Genomic DNA, 15139 nt, shown 5'->3' with positions numbered 1-15139 from the left:
GAGCATCGTGACCGGCCCGGCCGAGGCTCCGCTCGGATACGACCGCCTGCTGAGCGCCGGTCGGCCCGGCGCGTGGCGCGGCGTCCTCGGGGTGGCCGTGCTGGTGCTGGTGGTGCTGCTGGTCGCCCAACTCGTGCTCGCCCTGCTGTTCTCGATCGGGATCGCGCTGGTCGGCGGCGACGTCTCCGCCGAGATGGACCGCATCCTGTCCACCGACCCCGTCACGCCGGCCGGGCTGGCCTTCCTCAACCTGGCGCTCGCGAGCGCGATCCCCGCCACCTGGTTCCTGGTGCGGGTGCTGCACGGCCTGCGACCCGGCTGGCTGGCCTCGGTGGTCGGGCGGCTGCGGTGGCGCTGGTTCGCCACCTGTCTGGGGTTGGCCGCCGTCACGCTCCTCGTGACGCTCGTGGTCGGCTCGCTCGTGCCCGCCTCGGGCGATCAGGCCCAGGTCGGCGGCGAGCTCAACTCCTTCACCACCCAGACCCGCGACTTCCTGCTGGTGATCCTGCTGCTCACGCCCGTGCAGGCGGCGGGGGAGGAGTACGCGTTCCGCGGCTACCTCACCCAGGTGTTCGGACTGCTCGGCCATCGCTGGGTGTCGGTGCTGCTGCCTGCCCTGCTGTTCGCGCTCGCCCACGGGGCCCAGGACCCGGCGATCTTCTTCGACCGGTTCGCCTTCGGCGTGGTGGCCGGCGTCCTGGTCATCGCCACCGGGGGACTGGAGGCCGGCATCGCGATGCACGTGCTCAACAACTTCGTCGCCTACGGTGCCGCGCTGGCCTTCGGTGACATGACGACCGCCCTGGATCCCAGCGGTGGCTCGTGGTGGAACCTGCCCGTCACGCTCACCCAGTCGCTGCTGTTCCTCGGCCTCGCGACGACCGCCGCACGGCGTCGCGGCCTGGCCGCCAGCGCTGACCGAGTCGAATTGGTGGGCCCCGGGACGCGCGTGTAAGGTTCCCTCTCGGTCCGGGACGCCGCGCGCGAGCACGGTCGGCCTGGTACCCCCTTGGGGTATGGTGTAATTGGCAGCACGACTGATTCTGGTTCAGTTAGTCTAGGTTCGAGTCCTAGTACCCCAGCGAATCGCTCCGCTCCTCGTGAGCGGGCCGCGATTTGGTCGGAACGACCGCCACTGGCTAGAGTTCCGCAGGTCGCTCAGCAGGGCTCCAGCAGCCTGAACGAGCGGATGCCCCCGTTGTGTAGCGGCCTAGCACGCCGCCCTCTCAAGGCGGTAGCGCCGGTTCGAATCCGGTCGGGGGTACCACCCAGCATCAGGCCGGGCCCATCAGGGCCCGGCCTGATCTGCTTCCCGGACCTTCTGACCAGGCCTGTGACGCGCACCGATACGGGCACCGATACGGGCACCGCTTCCGGCCACTGAGCGCGCCGCCGCTGTTGGCCGCTGTTGCGATAGTGGTCGTCGGTGTCCCGCCCTCGGTCGGCACCGGGAGCGGAGGATCATGGACCCCACGAGCGGTGCCCCCCACGGCAGCGAGCCGGAGGAGGCGGCCTGGCGGCTCTTCGAGATGCGCCTGGCGGCCTTCGTCTCCACGCTCAGCGACCCGGCCGACCGTCTCGACCTGCACCCGCCCGGAGCCGAGGATGACGCCGTCCTGCGCATCGCCGCCGGCGCCCGCGGGCCCGAGGAGGCCGCGACGATCGCCGCGATGATCACCCGCACGGTCCGCCACGATCTCGCGCTCCCGCATCCCTCGCTGCTGACGGCCGCGGCCAGCGGACCCGCGGCCGCGGGCCTCGCGGTGCTCGGTCTGGCCGACCGCTGGAGCGTCGGCGCGGACGCCGTCGACGCGCCGCCCGGTGGCGGGCCGGCAGGCCCGGGAGCCGAGTCCGACCTGCGTACCCGCGTGCTCGACCACGTGCGCGGGGTCGACACCGGGGCCCACCTCGACGACGACGGCGACATCCGCTTCACCTACCGCGGGTTGGTCGCCACGCACGGCGAGATCGGCGGCTATCTGCGGGTGCCCGAGCATGAGCCGGTGCCGGTGATCGGCCTGTTCTCCGTGCTGATGCACAGCGTCGCCGATCCGCAGGCCGACGCCGAGCTCAACCGGCTCAACCGCTCCTACCGCTGGTCGCGGTGGGTGCGCTACGGCGAGCACGTCGTCCAGGAGCTCGCCGTTCCGGCCGTCCCGTTCGACCCCGTGCTGCTCGACACCCTGACGGCGGTCTTCTTCAGCGATCTGGTGCACGTCTGCGTCGATCTCGCCGACCGGGTCGGCGGCGTCCTCACCGACTGACGGCGCGCCCGTCCCGGGAGACGCCGCAGGGCCCCGGTCGGATCGACCGGGGCCCTGGCAGGTGAAGGGGGGGGAGCGAGGTGCGGGTCAGAGCAGGCTGTACTGCACGGTGAGGTCGCCGTCGCTGGTCGACTTCCCGGCGCAGGAGTACTGCGTGCCCTTGTTGCAGGTGTAGGACGACCCGCCGTTGGCGTAGTGCACCAGGAATCCCTCGCCCGGGGTGACGGTCACGTCGGCGGTGCCGTCGGGGTCGAGCGGGACGACCTGGGTGGTGCCGTCGAAGTAGTAGATCGTCACCACGGTGGTGTCGGGGTCGGTGGTCGCCGCGATCTGCACCTCGACCTGGCGGCCCGACGCACTCGAGTCGATCCTGATCTGCGAGGTGCGGCTCGAGAGGTGGTTGAAGGACGCCGTCTGCGCACCGGAGGTCGTGGTCGACGACGACAGCGTGCCGCTGCCGGCGCTCCACAGCGGGGCGATCGGGTAATCGTTGGCCTCTCCCTCGGAGTAGTACTCGTGGCTGTACTGGTTCCACCACGAGTACTCGGCGAAGGCGGCGGGCAGGCTCGATCCACGGTCGGTCAGCGTGTTCGCCACCGCTTCGATGGAGTACTCGTCACCCTCCCCGGCGTTCGTGCCGGCGCGCTTCCAGATGTCGAGGACGATGCTCGGCAGCGGCCCCTGCTTCTCGGGGAACGCCTCGGAGAGGTAGCGGAAGAAGATCCAGTCGCCGTACTGCCAGGTGCCCTTCGGGTCGAAGACGTCGAGGCTCTTCGACGGCGTCGCCAGCTGGCTGCTCCGGAGGTACTGGAGGTTGTCGTTGATGCCGGTGTAGAGCTCGTCCTCGGCCCAGGTGGCCGTGGCCTCCATCATCCAGCGGTCCTCGTCGTAGTCGTAGGCGAACTGGACGGCGTGGAAGTACTCGTGCGCCCCCGTGACCTGGAGGTTCTTGGTGGGGGAGTTGGTCGGGAACTCCCGACGCGAGAAGTCGTTGTCGAGCACGCAGTAGGCCGGCGTGACGTGCTTGCCGCCGCGCGGGGCGCTGTCGCTGGTGCAGTAGCCGTAGTAGCCCTGCCCGCCGATGTTGCGCAGGTAGACGTCGAGCTTGCCGTTGCCACCGGCGCGGCCGTCGGCCAGCGGCTTGCGGTACCCGGCGTCGACGTAGGTGCTCGCCACGTGGTCCATCGTCTTCAGTGCGGTCTTCACGAAGCTCGAGCTCGACTTGTTCGAACCGCTGGTCGACCAGTGCAGGCAAACGGTCTGGCACTTCGTGCGGGTCGCCTTGGGCCGGGCGAGGTAGGACGCGGCACGGGCCCGCTCGGCCTTCGGCAGCGCGTCGATGCTGCGCGCCAGGTCGCGGAAGGCGAAGGTGGCATCCCCGCTGGCCACCGGACCGGTGACGCGGCGGGCGGCGGCGTCGGTGCTCGCCGGGTCGACGATGGCCGCGACGGCGGCCAGTGCCTGGCGGGCCCGGGTGCGCGCAGTCGACGCGGTCGACGTTGCCGGCGCGGACTCGCTCGCGCGGGACGCGGTGACGGGCGCCGCGTCCGCGGTCGCGGCGGTGGACAGGGTCACCGGCACAGCGGTGAGGATCAGTCCCAGCACGCCCGTGGTGAGCGCGGGGACCGAGATGGATGGACGACGCACGAAGGAACCCTCCCGTTCGGATGTGACGCCCCATCAAACCCCGTGCGGCCCCGCGGGGCCAGGAGGAACGGGCGACATCCCGCCCAGTGGAGCGTGAATCATCCGTTCGGTCAGGCGCACAGGCCGTTGGCCAACGCCTCCGCCCGGGCCTCGGCCGACGTCGTGGCGCCCTCGGTCGGGGACGCCGAGGGGCTCGAGCCGTCGCTCGGGGTGGCGCTGGGGCCGGTCGTGGGGGTGGTTCCGGGCGGCGCGGCAGCGGAGATCGAGGAGGACGAGAACTGGCGGCCCAGGGGCTCGTCGAGTCGGATGCGGCGCCACAGCTCCTTGGCAGCAGGCAGCAGGGCGAGCCGGTTCGGGTCGGGCTCGTAGGTCGTGAACGGCACCGTGACGAAGCGGATGTTGCTCAGGCCGGTGTCGGAGAACTCCCCGGCGAGGTCGACCAGTTTGCCGACGTTCTCCAGGCCCTTGTCGACGGTGAGGGACGACGTCGCCGCGTTGAGGAAGCGGAACACGCGGTCGGGGCGCGAGAGCGTGCCGGCAGAGAAGACCTTGTTGATCATCGAGGCCATGAAGGCCTGCTGGCGCTTCATGCGGCCGATGTCGGAGTTGGCGGAGAGCACGTAGCGCTCGCGCACGTAGTTGAGCGCCTCGCGGCCCTTGAGCACCTGGGTGCCGGCGTTGAAGAAGATGCCGTGCTCGCGGTCGTCGACCTCGCGGGGGATGCACACCTCGACGCCGCCGACGGCGTCGACCATGCCCTCGAAGCCGTGGAAGTCGACGACCACCCAGTGGTCGATGTGGACGCCGGTGAGCGCCCCGATGGTCGAGATCGTGCAGGCGGGTCCGCCCAGGGAGAACGCCGCGTTGAAGATGTCGATGTCGGCGCCGGGGATGCTGGCGCCGTCGCTCCCACGGCATTCGGGGCGCGGCACCATCAGGTCGCGAGGGATGGAGACCGCGTAGGCGTCCTTCCGGTCCGCGGAGATGTGGATGAGGATCGTGGTGTCGGAGCGCTGGCCGCCGCCGGTGAGCCCGTCGATGTCGTTGCCGGCGCCGTCGCGGTTGTCCGAGCCCATCACCAGGATGTTGAGCGGCTCCTTGGGGCCCTCGACCTTCATCTTGACGGGGTCGACCGTCACCTGGGCGCTGAGGTCCTCGCCGTCGATGTTGCCGTTGAGATGCCGGTAGGCCAGCACGACGGTCGTCGCGGTCAGGATCGCCAGGCACAGCTGCGAGGCGAGGATGACCTTGAGGACGACGTGGTGATGGGGTCGGGGCGCGCGGCGGCGCCCGAGCTTGCGGCGGGACACGCCTCCATGGTGACAGCCGCCTGGTCGGGGCGAGACCGAAGCCGGCGATCCTCCGTGCGCCCGCCGTCACCCATGCTCCGGGGCGACCGTCGAGGGCCGTGTCCGATTCCCGCGAGATCGACGGCGTCGGATCGGTCAGGATGAGGGCATGTCCCTGCTCGCCGACCTCGACGACGACGTCTGCTACGCCGCCGTCCGCTCCCGCGATCGGCGCTTCGACGGCGTCTTCTTCACCGCGGTCCGCACGACCGGCATCTACTGCCGCCCGTCCTGCCCGGCGCGCACCCCGGCGCCGGTCAATGTCAGCTTCCATCCCACCGCCGCCGCGGCCCAGGCCGCGGGCTACCGGGCCTGCAAGCGGTGCCGACCCGACGCCACACCGGACAGTCCGGCCTGGGATGTCGCCGCGACCGCGGCGGGGCGCGCGATGCGCCTCATCGCCGACGGCGTCGTCGATCGCGAAGGGGTCGAGGGGCTCGCCCGCCGGGTCGGCTACACACCGCGCCACCTGAGCCGGCTGCTGACCGCCGAGCTCGGCGCCGGTCCGCTCGCCCTCGCCCGGGCGCAGCGCGCCCAGACCGCGCGGGTGCTGCTGGAGACCACCGATCTGCCCATCACCGATATCGCCTTCGCCGCCGGCTTCGCCAGCGTCCGGCAGTTCAACGACACCGTGCGCGAGGTCTACGACACCAACCCCACCGGTCTGCGCGGACGCCGTGGGGGCGCGGCCCGCGGCTCGCTCGATCTGCGCATCGCGGTGCGGACGCCGTTCGCCGGCGGGGCGCTGCTCGACTTCCTCGCCGCCCATCTCGTGCCGGGCGTGGAGGTCGCGGGCCCGGAGTGGTACGCCCGCACCCTCGCCCTGCCCCACGGCCCCGGAACGGTCCGTGTCGACCTCCGCGACGACCACTCCACGGGCGTCGGCTTCGTGTCCGCGCGCCTCGAACTCGCCGATCTGCGCGACACCGCCGCGGCCCTCGAACGCACACGACGCCTCCTCGACGCCGCCTGCGACCCCGTGGCCGTCGACGCCCATCTCGCTGCCGATCCGCTGCTCGCCCCGCTCGTGGCCGCGCGACCGGGACTGCGGGTGGCCGGCCATGTCGACGGCGTCGAACTCGCCGTCCGTGCCGTCATCGGCCAGCAGGTGAGCGTGGCCGGCGCCTGCACCGTCGCCGGTCGCATCGTCGCGGACCTCGGCGAGCCGGTGCGTACCGAGACGCCCGGGCTCACCCATCTCTTCCCGACCCCGGAGGCGCTCGCCGAGGCCGACGCCGAGTCGCTGCCGATGCCGCGCGCCCGCGGCCGGGCCGTCGTCGCCCTCGCCGCCGCCGTCGTCGAGGATGGGCTGCGTCTGGATCGCGGCGGCGACCGCGACGCCGTCCGAGCCGCGCTGCTGGCGCTGCCCGGCATCGGGCCGTGGACCGCCGACTACATCGCGATGCGCGCGCTGGCCGACCCCGACGTGTTCCTGCCCACCGATCTCGCCGCGCGGCGGCTCGTCGCCGATCGCCTCGCCGCGCTCGGGCGCGAGGTGCCGTCGGGCCCGGCCGCGATCGACGCCGTCGCCCAGGCCTGGCGCCCGTGGCGCTCCTACGCCCTGTGCCACCTCTGGCAGACCGTCATGCCGGCCACCGCCGCTGCCGCTGCCGCCCCCGCTCCGCCGACCGAGAAGAGCCGCTGATGCACACTGAACTCGATCTCTCCGACACCCCGATCGGCCGGCTGCGGCTCGTCGAGCACGACGGCATGCTCACCGCCGTGGAGTTCGAGCCGTTCGCCGAGAACGACGGACGCCCGCGGGGGCCGCGCGACGACGACCATCCGGTGCTGGTCGAGGCCGCCCGGCAGCTGCGCGCCTACGTGGCGGGCGAGCTGACCGCCTTCGACCTCCCGTTGGCGCCGTCCGGGTCGGACTTCCAACTGCGGGTCTGGGAGGCGCTGCGCGGTGTCGGCTACGGCGAGACCGCGAGCTACGGCGAGATCGCCCACCGCATCGGGATGACCAACGCAGCCTCGCGTGCGGTCGGACTGGCCAACGGCCGCAACCCACTGCCGATCGTCATCCCGTGCCATCGGGTGATCGGTGCCGACGGCTCGCTCACCGGCTACGCCGGCGGGCTCTCCCGCAAGCAGTTCCTGCTCGAGCTGGAGCAGGACGCCCTCTTCTGAGACCGGCTGAGACCGTCGAGGAGCGTCGAGGAGCGTCGAGGAGCGTCGAGGAGCGTCGAGGTCAGCCCTCGGCAGCCGCGCGGCGCAAGGACTCCGAGAGCCGCTCGGCCGCGGCCAGGACGGCGGGGGCGTGCATGCGGCCGGGCTGGCGCGAGAGGCGCTCGAGCGGACCCGAGACCGAGACGGCGGCGATGACCTTGCCGCTGGGGGAGCGGACCGGTGCCGACACCGAGGCCACGCCCTGCTCGCGCTCGCCGACCGACTGCGCCCAACCGCGGCGACGGATGCCGGAGAGCGCGGCGGCGGAGAAGGCGGCGTTCTGGAGGCCGCGGTGCATGCGGTCGGGGTCCTCCCAGGCCAACAGGACCTGGGCCGCGGAGCCGGCGCGCATCGTCAGCTGGGACCCGACCGGAATGGTGTCGCGCAGCCCCGAGGGGCGTTCGGCGGCGGCGACGCACACGCGGTGCTCGCCCTGGCGGCGCCACAACTGGGCGCTCTCGCCGGTGATGTCGCGCAGGCGGGCCAGGACCGGGCCGGCGGTGGCGAGGAGCCGGTCCTCGCCCGCGGCGGCCGAGAGCTCGGCGAGCCGGGGGCCGAGCACGAAGCGGCCCTGCATGTCGCGCGCCACCAGGCGGTGGTGCTCCAGGGCGACGGCGAGCCGGTGCGCCGTGGGGCGGGCCAGTCCGGTCGCGGTGACGAGCCCGGCCAGCGTGGCCGGTCCGGACTCGAGCGCGGTCAGGACCAGCGCTGCCTTGTCGAGTACGCCGACTCCACTGCTGTCCATATGCCAATACTGCTGTCTCAGAAGATGGGATGCAAGCCCTGTGACGAGCGCCTCACCTCCCCAGTATGCCCGGTGGTCCCTGACGCCCGCCCGCCGCCAGTCCTCGCTCGTCGCATCTCATCATGAGAGATCGACGTCTCATTCAATGGACGAACGGGCGTAGGCTCCTCATGGTCGCCGGCGCTGCGCCGGCCCGCGTCCAACGCATGTCACGAAGGAGTGCCACATGGGCAAGACCCTGGCGGAGAAGGTCTGGGACGAGCACGTCGTCCGGTCCGGCGACGGTGAGCCGGATCTGCTCTACATCGACCTCCACCTCATCCACGAGGTGACCTCGCCCCAGGCCTTCGACGGTCTGCGGCTGAGCGGCCGCACGGTGCGCCGCCCCGACCTGACCCTGGCGACCGAGGACCACAACGTCCCCACCCTCGACTGGGACAAGCCGATCGCCGACCCGGTGAGCAAGACCCAGGTCGACACCCTGCGCAAGAACGCCGCGGAGTTCGGCGTCCGGCTGCACCCGCTCGGCGACGTCGAGCAGGGCATCGTGCACGTCGTCGGACCGCAGCTCGGTCTCACCCAGCCCGGCATGACGATCGTGTGCGGTGACAGCCACACCAGCACCCACGGCGCCTTCGGTGCCATCGCGTTCGGCATCGGCACCTCCGAGGTCGAGCACGTGCTCGCCACCCAGACCCTGCCGCAGGCCAAGCCGAAGACGATGGCCGTCACGGTCGACGGCAGCCTCCCGGAGGGTGTGACGGCGAAGGACCTCGTGCTGACCCTCATCACCCACACCGGCACCGGCGGCGGCCAGGGCTACATCGTCGAGTACCGCGGTCAGGCGATCCGCGAGCTGTCGATGGAGGGCCGCATGACGGTGTGCAACATGTCGATCGAGTGGGGCGCCAAGGCCGGTCTCATCGCACCCGACGAGACCACCTTCGCCTACATCGAGGGCAAGCCCGAGGCGCCGAAGGGTGCCGACTGGGACGCCGCCGTCGCGCACTGGCGCACGCTCGTCACCGACGAGGACGCCGTCTTCGACAAGGAGATCGTCCTCGACGCCTCCACCATGACGCCGTTCGTCACCTGGGGCACCAACCCCGGCCAGGGCGCTCCGCTCGGCGCGACCGTGCCGGCGCCGGAGGACTTCGAGGAGCCCAACGACCAGGTCGCCACCGCCAAGGCCCTGGAGTACATGGGCCTGACGGCCGGCACGCCGCTGCGCGACATCGCGGTCGACACCGTCTTCGTCGGTTCCTGCACCAACGGCCGGATCGAGGACCTCCGCCTCGCGGCGTCGATCCTCGAGGGTCGCACGGTCGCCGAGAACACCCGGCTGCTGGTCGTGCCCGGCTCGGTGCGGGTGCGCCTGCAGGCCGAGGCCGAGGGCCTGGACAAGATCTTCATCGCGGCGGGTGCCGAGTGGCGCGGTGCCGGATGCTCGATGTGCCTGGGCATGAACCCCGACCAGTTGGCCCCGGGCGAGCGCAGCGCCTCGACGTCCAACCGCAACTTCGAGGGCCGCCAGGGCAAGGGTGGTCGCACGCACCTCGTCTCGGTGCCGGTCGCGGCCGCGACGGCCGTGCGCGGCACCCTGTCCTCGCCCGCTGATCTGGCGCCGGTCGGCTGAGGAACGAAGCCGAGCACCGGGCGCCAGGTTGAGCAGCGCCGCGGCTGAGCCGGCGAAGCCGCGACGCGCGTGTCGAAACCCCACGTCTTCCCAAGAGGAGCCATTGCCATGGACAAGTTCACCACCCACACCGGCGTCGGCGTGCCGCTCAAGCGCAGCAACGTCGACACCGACCAGATCATCCCGGCGGTCTACCTCAAGCGCGTGACCCGCACGGGCTTCGAGGACGGCCTCTTCGCCGCCTGGCGCAACGACACCGACTTCGTGCTCAACAACCCTGCGTACGCAGGCGGTTCGGTGCTTGTGGCCGGTCCCGACTTCGGCACCGGCTCCTCGCGCGAGCACGCCGTCTGGGCCCTGCAGAACTACGGCTTCAAGGTCGTCATCTCCTCGCGCTTCGCCGACATCTTCCGCGGCAACTCCGGCAAGGCCGGCCTGCTCGCGGCCCAGGTCGACGAGAAGGTCGTGCAGCGCCTGTGGGACTACCTCGAGGACAACCCGGGCGGCCAGATCACCGTCGACCTCGAGGCCCGCACCGTGACGACGCCCGGCGGAGAGGTCGAGGACTCCTTCGACATCGACGACTACACCCGCTGGCGTCTGCTCGAGGGTCTCGACGACATCGGCATCACCCTCGGGCACGCCGACGACATCGCGGCCTTCGAGGCCACGCGACCCTCGTGGAAGCCCGTCACGCAGTCCTGATCCGTCGATCTGCCCTGATCCGTCGATCTGCTCAGACCCCCTCGACCTCCGCTCGCCGCGGAGGGCGAGGGGGTCTCTGCGTCGACCCTCCCTTCGGGTGTCTTGTGTACAAGGTTTCTGCCAGTTAGTTTGTGTACAAGACATCTCCGACGAGAGGAACCCCCCCATGAGCACGGTCGAGACCAACGGCATCACCCTCCACTACACCGACATCGGCGCTGGCCGCCCTGTCGTCCTCATCCACGGGTGGCCCCTGAGCGGTGCGTCGTGGAGCGAGCAGTTCCCGGCGCTGATCGACGGCGGCTATCGCGCGATCGCCTACGACCGCAGGGGATTCGGTGCCTCCGACAAGCCCGCGGACGGCTACGACTACGACACGATGGCCGACGATCTGGCCGGTCTGCTCGACGCGCTCGACCTGCACGACGTCACGCTCGTCGGCTTCTCCATGGGAGGCGGCGAGGTCGCGCGCTACCTCGGTCGTCACGGGAGCGCGCGCATCCGATCGGCCGTGTTCGCCGCCGCCGTCCCGCCGTTCCTGCTCACGACCGACGACAACCCCGAGGGTGGTCTCTCCGAGGAGGCCGTCGAGGGGATGATCGCCGGCGTCACCGCCGACCGTGACGGTTTCCTCGATGCCTTCACCACCGACTTCTTCTCCGTCGCCGGCGAGCTCGTCGTCACCGCCGAGCAGCGAGAGGCCGCTCTGGAGTTGGAGAAGCCCGCGCTCGACGCAGCGCTCGCCGGATGCATCGACGCCTTCGGCCGCACGGACTTCCGTGCCGACCTGGCCTCGATCACCGTGCCCACGTTGGTGATTCACGGTGACAGCGATGCCACCGTGCCGGTCGAGGTGTCCGGAGATCGCACTGCTGCAACGGTTTCCGGCGCCGAGAAGGTGATCATCGAGAAGGCGCCGCATGGTCTGAATGTGAGTCACGCGGAGGCTTTCAACGCCGCTCTCCTGGACTTTCTTGCGCGTTGATCCGGTGATCACGCCGTAATTTTTCTTCAGCAACTACGGCGTGGTGATTGTCGCACCGCCCGAGAATCCCTAGCGTGCGTGGGAAGTCGAGCGTGGGCTCGGCGGGGTCTTCCTCTCGATCGTGCACAAAGACGCGTCGGTCAGCGAGGACGATCCAGTTCCTACCAAGGGGAAGACAGTGAACAAGTCTCAGTTGATCGACGCGCTCGCCACGCGCTTCGAGGGCAACAAGAAGGCCGCCGCGCACGCGTTGGAGTCGGTGCTCGACACCATCACGCGCGAGGTCGCCAAGGGCGAGAAGGTCGCGATCACGGGCTTCGGTTCGTTCGAGAAGCGAGTTCGTGAGGCGCGCTGGGTGCGCAACCCGCAGACCGGCGAGCGCATCAAGGCGAAGAAGACCTCGGTGCCCAAGTTCACCCCGGGCGCCGACCTGAAGAACGTCGTCTCCGGCGCCAAGAAGCTGCCCAAGCTCCCGAAGACCGCGGCGGCCGCTGCTGCGCCGGCCGTCAAGAAGGCCACCGCGCCCGCCACCAAGGCGGCCGCGGCGGCGAAGAAGGCCGTTCCCGCGAAGAAGGCTCCGGCCAAGGCGGCTCCGGCGAAGAAGGCTCCGGCGAAGGCCGCGGCCACCAAGGCGGCTCCGGCCAAGAAGGCGCCCGTCAAGAAGGCGGCTCCGGCCAAGGCGGCTCCGGCGAAGAAGGCTCCGGCCAAGGCCGCGGCCACCAAGGCCGCTCCGGCCAAGAAGGCGCCCGTCAAGAAGGCGGCTCCGGCGAAGAAGGCTCCGGCCAAGGCCGCCGCCACCAAGGCCGCTCCGGCCAAGAAGGCCCCGGCCAAGAAGGCGCCTGCGAAGAAGGCTCCGGCCAAGAAGGCCTGACGAGCCCTCAGCGGCCCGGGTCGACCGAGCACGACACGACCCCCGGCGATCGCCGGGGGTCGTGTCATGTCCAGGACGCCTCCGTCACGGATCCGCCAGCAACCCGGCCGACAACCCCGCAGCTGACACCGCCTGTGTGGTGCGCCGTCCTAGCCCCAGGGGGAGGGCCGCTCGCAGGTCGAGCAGATCGTCGACATCGCGTCGGGCCGTCGGCACCTCGACTGCGAGCTCCACGGCACCGGCCTCGCGGTGGGCCGCCCGCGAACCGCCGCCGAAACGAGGATCGAAATCCTCGGGCCCCGCGCAGTACAGGGTCGTGCCCACCCCCGCGGCGTCGGCGAGGAACGCCGTCCCCCGGTGGGCGAGGATCGGCGCGGCGGCCTCCAGGGCCGCATCGAGCTCGTCGGCCCGCAGGGTGGGCAGATCGGCGCAGACGGCGGCGATCGCCGACGTCCCCCAGCGGCGTCGCGCCTCGGCCGCGCTCTGACGCAGCGTGCCGTTGAGGTCACCCGCACCGTCGGGCAGCGCGTGCGCCCCCAGTGCGGTGATCGCACGGGCGAGCACGGCGTCGTCGGTCACCACCAGCACCTCGGCGACGCGCGCGGCCTCCAGGCACGCCGTGACGGTGTCGAGGGCGAAGGCCTCGGCGAGATCGCGGCGCGTCTGGTCGGTGACGCCGATCAGGCGGGACTTCCCGTGGGCGGGCGGCTTCACGGGCACCAGGACGGCGAACTGATCGGACATCGACCCGATCCAATCACCCCGCCCCACCAGGACGGCGCGTGTCGCACCACCTGGACGGGCCGATGCGGGGGTCGCCGACGAGTACCCTGCGGGGCGTGAGTGTCGTGCGCCGGTTGCAGCAGAGACGGGGATGGGCCTGGTCCCTCGCCGTCCCCATCGTGAAGCCGGCGTTGTTGGCCACGACCACCCACGACTGGCGCGGCGGCGAGCGCATCCCCGCCGAGGGCGGCTGCATCATCGCCCTCAACCACACCTCGCACGTCGACCCGCTGACCGCTGCGCACCTGGTCTACGACCACGGCCGGCTGCCGCGCTACCTCGCGAAGTCCGGTCTGTTCAAGGGCCGGTTCATGCGCTTCTTCATGACGTCGGCCGGTCAGATCCCCGTCGAGCGCGAGAGCCTGGCCGCGGCCGGCGCCTTCGACGCCGCGGTCGAGGCCGTGCGGCGCGGGGAGTGCGTCGTGGTCTATCCCGAGGGCACGATCACGCGCGACCCCGACGGCTGGCCGATGACGGGCAAGTCCGGGGCCGCCCGCATCGCGCTCGCGACGGGATGCCCGGTGATCCCGGTCGGCCAGTGGGGCGCGCAGGCGCTGCTCGCGCCGTACACCAAGCGGCCGCATCCGCTGCCCCGCAAGCCGATCACGATGATCGTCGGCGATCCGGTGCCGCTCGACGACCTGCGGGCGCAGATCGGCGACGGACCGCTGCCGGCCGCCGTCGTCGCCGAGGCCACCGACCGCATCATGCGGGCGATCAGCGTCCTGGTCGGCGAGATCCGCGGGGAGCAGCCGCCGCCTGAGCTCTTCGACCCCCGCGCGGCAGGGGTCCGGGTCATCGGCAACCCGAACGACCCGTCATCCGACCGCCACTCCCGGAAGGGGACGTCCGCGTGAGCAACGGCAAGGTCGCCGTCTTCGGTGCCGGTGCCTGGGGCACCGCCTTCTCGATCGTGCTGGCCGACGCCGGCAACGACGTCACCATCTGGGCACGCCGGGAGGAGGTCGCCGCAGGCATCAACGAGCGCCGCGAGAACCGCGACTACCAGCCCGGTATCGAGCTGCCGGCCGCGATCTCGGCCACCCACGACGTCGAGAAGGCCGCCCACGGTGCCGACGTGGTCGTGCTGGCGACGCCGTCGCAGACCCTGCGCGCGAACCTCACCGAGTGGGCGCCGTTCGTGGCGCCCGACGCCGTGTTCGTCTCGCTGATGAAGGGCGTCGAGCTCGGCACCCTCAACCGGATGAGCGAGGTCATCGCCCAGGTCACCGGTGCCGGTCCCGAGCGCATCGCCGTCGTCAGCGGCCCGAACCTCTCACCGGAGATCGCGCGCCGCGAGCCGGCGGCGTCCGTCGTGGCCTGTGCCGACGAGGACGTCGCGCATCGCCTGCAGCAGCGCGTGCACTCGCCGGCGTTCCGCCCCTACCGCAGCACCGACGTCCTCGGATGCGAGCTGGGTGGCGCGTACAAGAACGTCGTCGGTCTCGCGGTCGGGATGGCCGTCGGCCTGGGCTTCGGCGACAACACCACCGCCTCGGTGATCACCCGCGGGCTCGCCGAGACCGCGCGGCTCGCGACGAAGCTCGGGGCGAACCCGCTGACGCTGATGGGGCTCGCCGGACTCGGTGACCTGGTCGCCACCTGCTCCTCGCCGCTCTCGCGCAACCGGACCTTCGGGGAGAAGCTCGGCCGCGGCATGACCACCGACGACATCTACGCCTCCACCCGGCAGGTGGCCGAGGGCGCGAAGTCGTGCTCCTCGCTGCGCGCGCTGGCCGAGCGGTCGGGCGTCGACGCGCCCGTGGCCCAGTACGTCGACGACGTCGTCGGCGGCCGGATGACCGCGCAGGACATGATGGACGCGATCCTGGCCCGCAGCACCAAGGCGGAGATGGACTGACCTCGCCGAGGGGGCACATGAGGTGCGGAAACCTGATGTTGTGGGGCGAAGCTTCGCGGCGGAGTCACGTGGTCGTAGCAACGGTCATGCTGCTGGCGGGTTTGCCAGTAGCTCGGCCAGC

At 71.4% G+C, this 15139-nt stretch carries 14 protein-coding genes and 2 tRNA genes; 12 read left to right on the top strand and 4 right to left on the bottom strand.

Going from position 1 to position 15139, the window contains the following annotated elements:
• Window positions 1–7 precede the first annotated feature (7 nt).
• The 4 genes from ABD671_RS02985 to ABD671_RS02970 all read left to right on the top strand — a co-directional run bounded on the left by ABD671_RS02985 (window position 8) and on the right by ABD671_RS02970 (window position 2264).
• Window positions 8–955, top strand: a complete 948-nt coding sequence (locus ABD671_RS02985; protein WP_344731731.1) for a CPBP family intramembrane glutamic endopeptidase — start codon at window positions 8–10, stop codon at window positions 953–955.
• Between the two features lie 55 nt (window positions 956–1010).
• Window positions 1011–1082, top strand: a tRNA-Gln gene (locus ABD671_RS02980).
• Window positions 1083–1191: 109 nt separating this feature from the next.
• Window positions 1192–1267, top strand: a tRNA-Glu gene (locus ABD671_RS02975).
• A 196-nt stretch (window positions 1268–1463) separates the two neighbouring features.
• The gene (locus tag ABD671_RS02970) at window positions 1464–2264 is read left to right on the top strand and encodes a T3SS (YopN, CesT) and YbjN peptide-binding chaperone 1 (protein WP_344731730.1); all 801 of its coding nucleotides are present in this window, start codon (window positions 1464–1466) and stop codon (window positions 2262–2264) included.
• Window positions 2265–2351: 87 nt separating this feature from the next.
• On the opposite strand, the gene ABD671_RS02965 is transcribed toward ABD671_RS02970, so the two are convergent.
• A complete protein-coding gene (locus ABD671_RS02965) occupies window positions 2352–3911 on the bottom strand; it encodes an MXAN_6640 family putative metalloprotease (protein ID WP_344731729.1) in 1560 nt (519 codons plus the stop codon).
• Between the two features lie 110 nt (window positions 3912–4021).
• A complete protein-coding gene (locus ABD671_RS02960) occupies window positions 4022–5221 on the bottom strand; it encodes an LCP family protein (RefSeq protein WP_344731728.1) in 1200 nt (399 codons plus the stop codon).
• Between the two features lie 148 nt (window positions 5222–5369).
• Between ABD671_RS02960 and ABD671_RS02955 the strand changes: the two genes are divergently transcribed.
• A complete protein-coding gene (locus ABD671_RS02955; RefSeq protein ID WP_344731727.1) occupies window positions 5370–6905 on the top strand; it encodes an AlkA N-terminal domain-containing protein in 1536 nt (511 codons plus the stop codon).
• A complete protein-coding gene (locus tag ABD671_RS02950; protein ID WP_344731726.1) occupies window positions 6905–7393 on the top strand; it encodes a methylated-DNA--[protein]-cysteine S-methyltransferase in 489 nt (162 codons plus the stop codon). The genes ABD671_RS02955 and ABD671_RS02950 overlap by 1 nt, the downstream gene beginning before the upstream one ends.
• 61 nt (window positions 7394–7454) lie before the next feature.
• Here the strand turns inward: ABD671_RS02950 and ABD671_RS02945 are convergent, their stop codons facing one another.
• Entirely contained in the window at window positions 7455–8177 is a 723-nt protein-coding gene (locus ABD671_RS02945; RefSeq protein ID WP_344731725.1) for an IclR family transcriptional regulator, read from the bottom strand.
• A 226-nt stretch (window positions 8178–8403) separates the two neighbouring features.
• Between ABD671_RS02945 and leuC the strand changes: the two genes are divergently transcribed.
• From leuC to ABD671_RS02925, 4 genes are all read left to right on the top strand, one after another.
• On the top strand, window positions 8404–9813 hold the full coding sequence (gene leuC, locus ABD671_RS02940; RefSeq protein ID WP_344731724.1) for a 3-isopropylmalate dehydratase large subunit: 1410 nt from the start codon (window positions 8404–8406) through the stop codon (window positions 9811–9813).
• A gap of 108 nt (window positions 9814–9921) precedes the next feature.
• On the top strand, window positions 9922–10518 hold the full coding sequence (gene leuD, locus ABD671_RS02935) for a 3-isopropylmalate dehydratase small subunit (RefSeq protein ID WP_344731723.1): 597 nt from the start codon (window positions 9922–9924) through the stop codon (window positions 10516–10518).
• A 166-nt stretch (window positions 10519–10684) separates the two neighbouring features.
• Window positions 10685–11503 (top strand): alpha/beta fold hydrolase, encoded by an 819-nt coding sequence (locus ABD671_RS02930; protein ID WP_344731722.1) that lies wholly within the window; start codon window positions 10685–10687, stop codon window positions 11501–11503.
• A gap of 178 nt (window positions 11504–11681) precedes the next feature.
• Window positions 11682–12374, top strand: a complete 693-nt coding sequence (locus ABD671_RS02925) for an HU family DNA-binding protein (protein WP_344731721.1) — start codon at window positions 11682–11684, stop codon at window positions 12372–12374.
• Window positions 12375–12458: 84 nt separating this feature from the next.
• On the opposite strand, the gene cofC is transcribed toward ABD671_RS02925, so the two are convergent.
• Window positions 12459–13118 (bottom strand): 2-phospho-L-lactate guanylyltransferase, encoded by a 660-nt coding sequence (gene cofC / locus ABD671_RS02920; RefSeq protein ID WP_344731720.1) that lies wholly within the window; start codon window positions 13116–13118, stop codon window positions 12459–12461.
• A gap of 95 nt (window positions 13119–13213) precedes the next feature.
• Between cofC and ABD671_RS02915 the strand changes: the two genes are divergently transcribed.
• Both ABD671_RS02915 and ABD671_RS02910 read left to right on the top strand, forming a co-directional pair.
• Window positions 13214–14014 (top strand): lysophospholipid acyltransferase family protein, encoded by an 801-nt coding sequence (locus ABD671_RS02915; RefSeq protein ID WP_344731719.1) that lies wholly within the window; start codon window positions 13214–13216, stop codon window positions 14012–14014.
• Window positions 14011–15018 carry an NAD(P)H-dependent glycerol-3-phosphate dehydrogenase gene (locus ABD671_RS02910; RefSeq protein WP_344731718.1) on the top strand — a complete coding sequence of 336 codons (1008 nt, stop codon included), beginning with the start codon at window positions 14011–14013 and terminating at the stop codon, window positions 15016–15018. Before ABD671_RS02915 ends, ABD671_RS02910 begins: the two co-directional genes overlap by 4 nt.
• The last annotated feature ends 121 nt before the right edge of the window (window positions 15019–15139 follow it).

It is taken from the genome of Nocardioides fonticola (assembly GCF_039536805.1).
In the GTDB taxonomy this organism is placed as follows: domain Bacteria; phylum Actinomycetota; class Actinomycetes; order Propionibacteriales; family Nocardioidaceae; genus Nocardioides; species Nocardioides fonticola.
This window is presented reverse-complemented; position numbering and strand designations above follow the sequence as displayed.

Bases quoted from the DNA above. Each gene is read 5' to 3' on its own strand.
- ABD671_RS02945 (WP_344731725.1), bottom strand. From the start codon at position 8,177: ATGGACAGCAGTGGAGTCGGCGTACTCGACAAGGCAGCGCTGGTCCTG.
- ABD671_RS02970 (WP_344731730.1), top strand. From the start codon at position 1,464: ATGGACCCCACGAGCGGTGCCCCCCACGGCAGCGAGCCGGAGGAGGCG.
- ABD671_RS02950 (WP_344731726.1), top strand. From the start codon at position 6,905: ATGCACACTGAACTCGATCTCTCCGACACCCCGATCGGCCGGCTGCGG.
- leuD (WP_344731723.1), top strand. From the start codon at position 9,922: ATGGACAAGTTCACCACCCACACCGGCGTCGGCGTGCCGCTCAAGCGC.
- ABD671_RS02930 (WP_344731722.1), top strand. From the start codon at position 10,685: ATGAGCACGGTCGAGACCAACGGCATCACCCTCCACTACACCGACATC.
- leuC (WP_344731724.1), top strand. From the start codon at position 8,404: ATGGGCAAGACCCTGGCGGAGAAGGTCTGGGACGAGCACGTCGTCCGG.
- ABD671_RS02955 (WP_344731727.1), top strand. From the start codon at position 5,370: ATGTCCCTGCTCGCCGACCTCGACGACGACGTCTGCTACGCCGCCGTC.
- cofC (WP_344731720.1), bottom strand. From the start codon at position 13,118: ATGTCCGATCAGTTCGCCGTCCTGGTGCCCGTGAAGCCGCCCGCCCAC.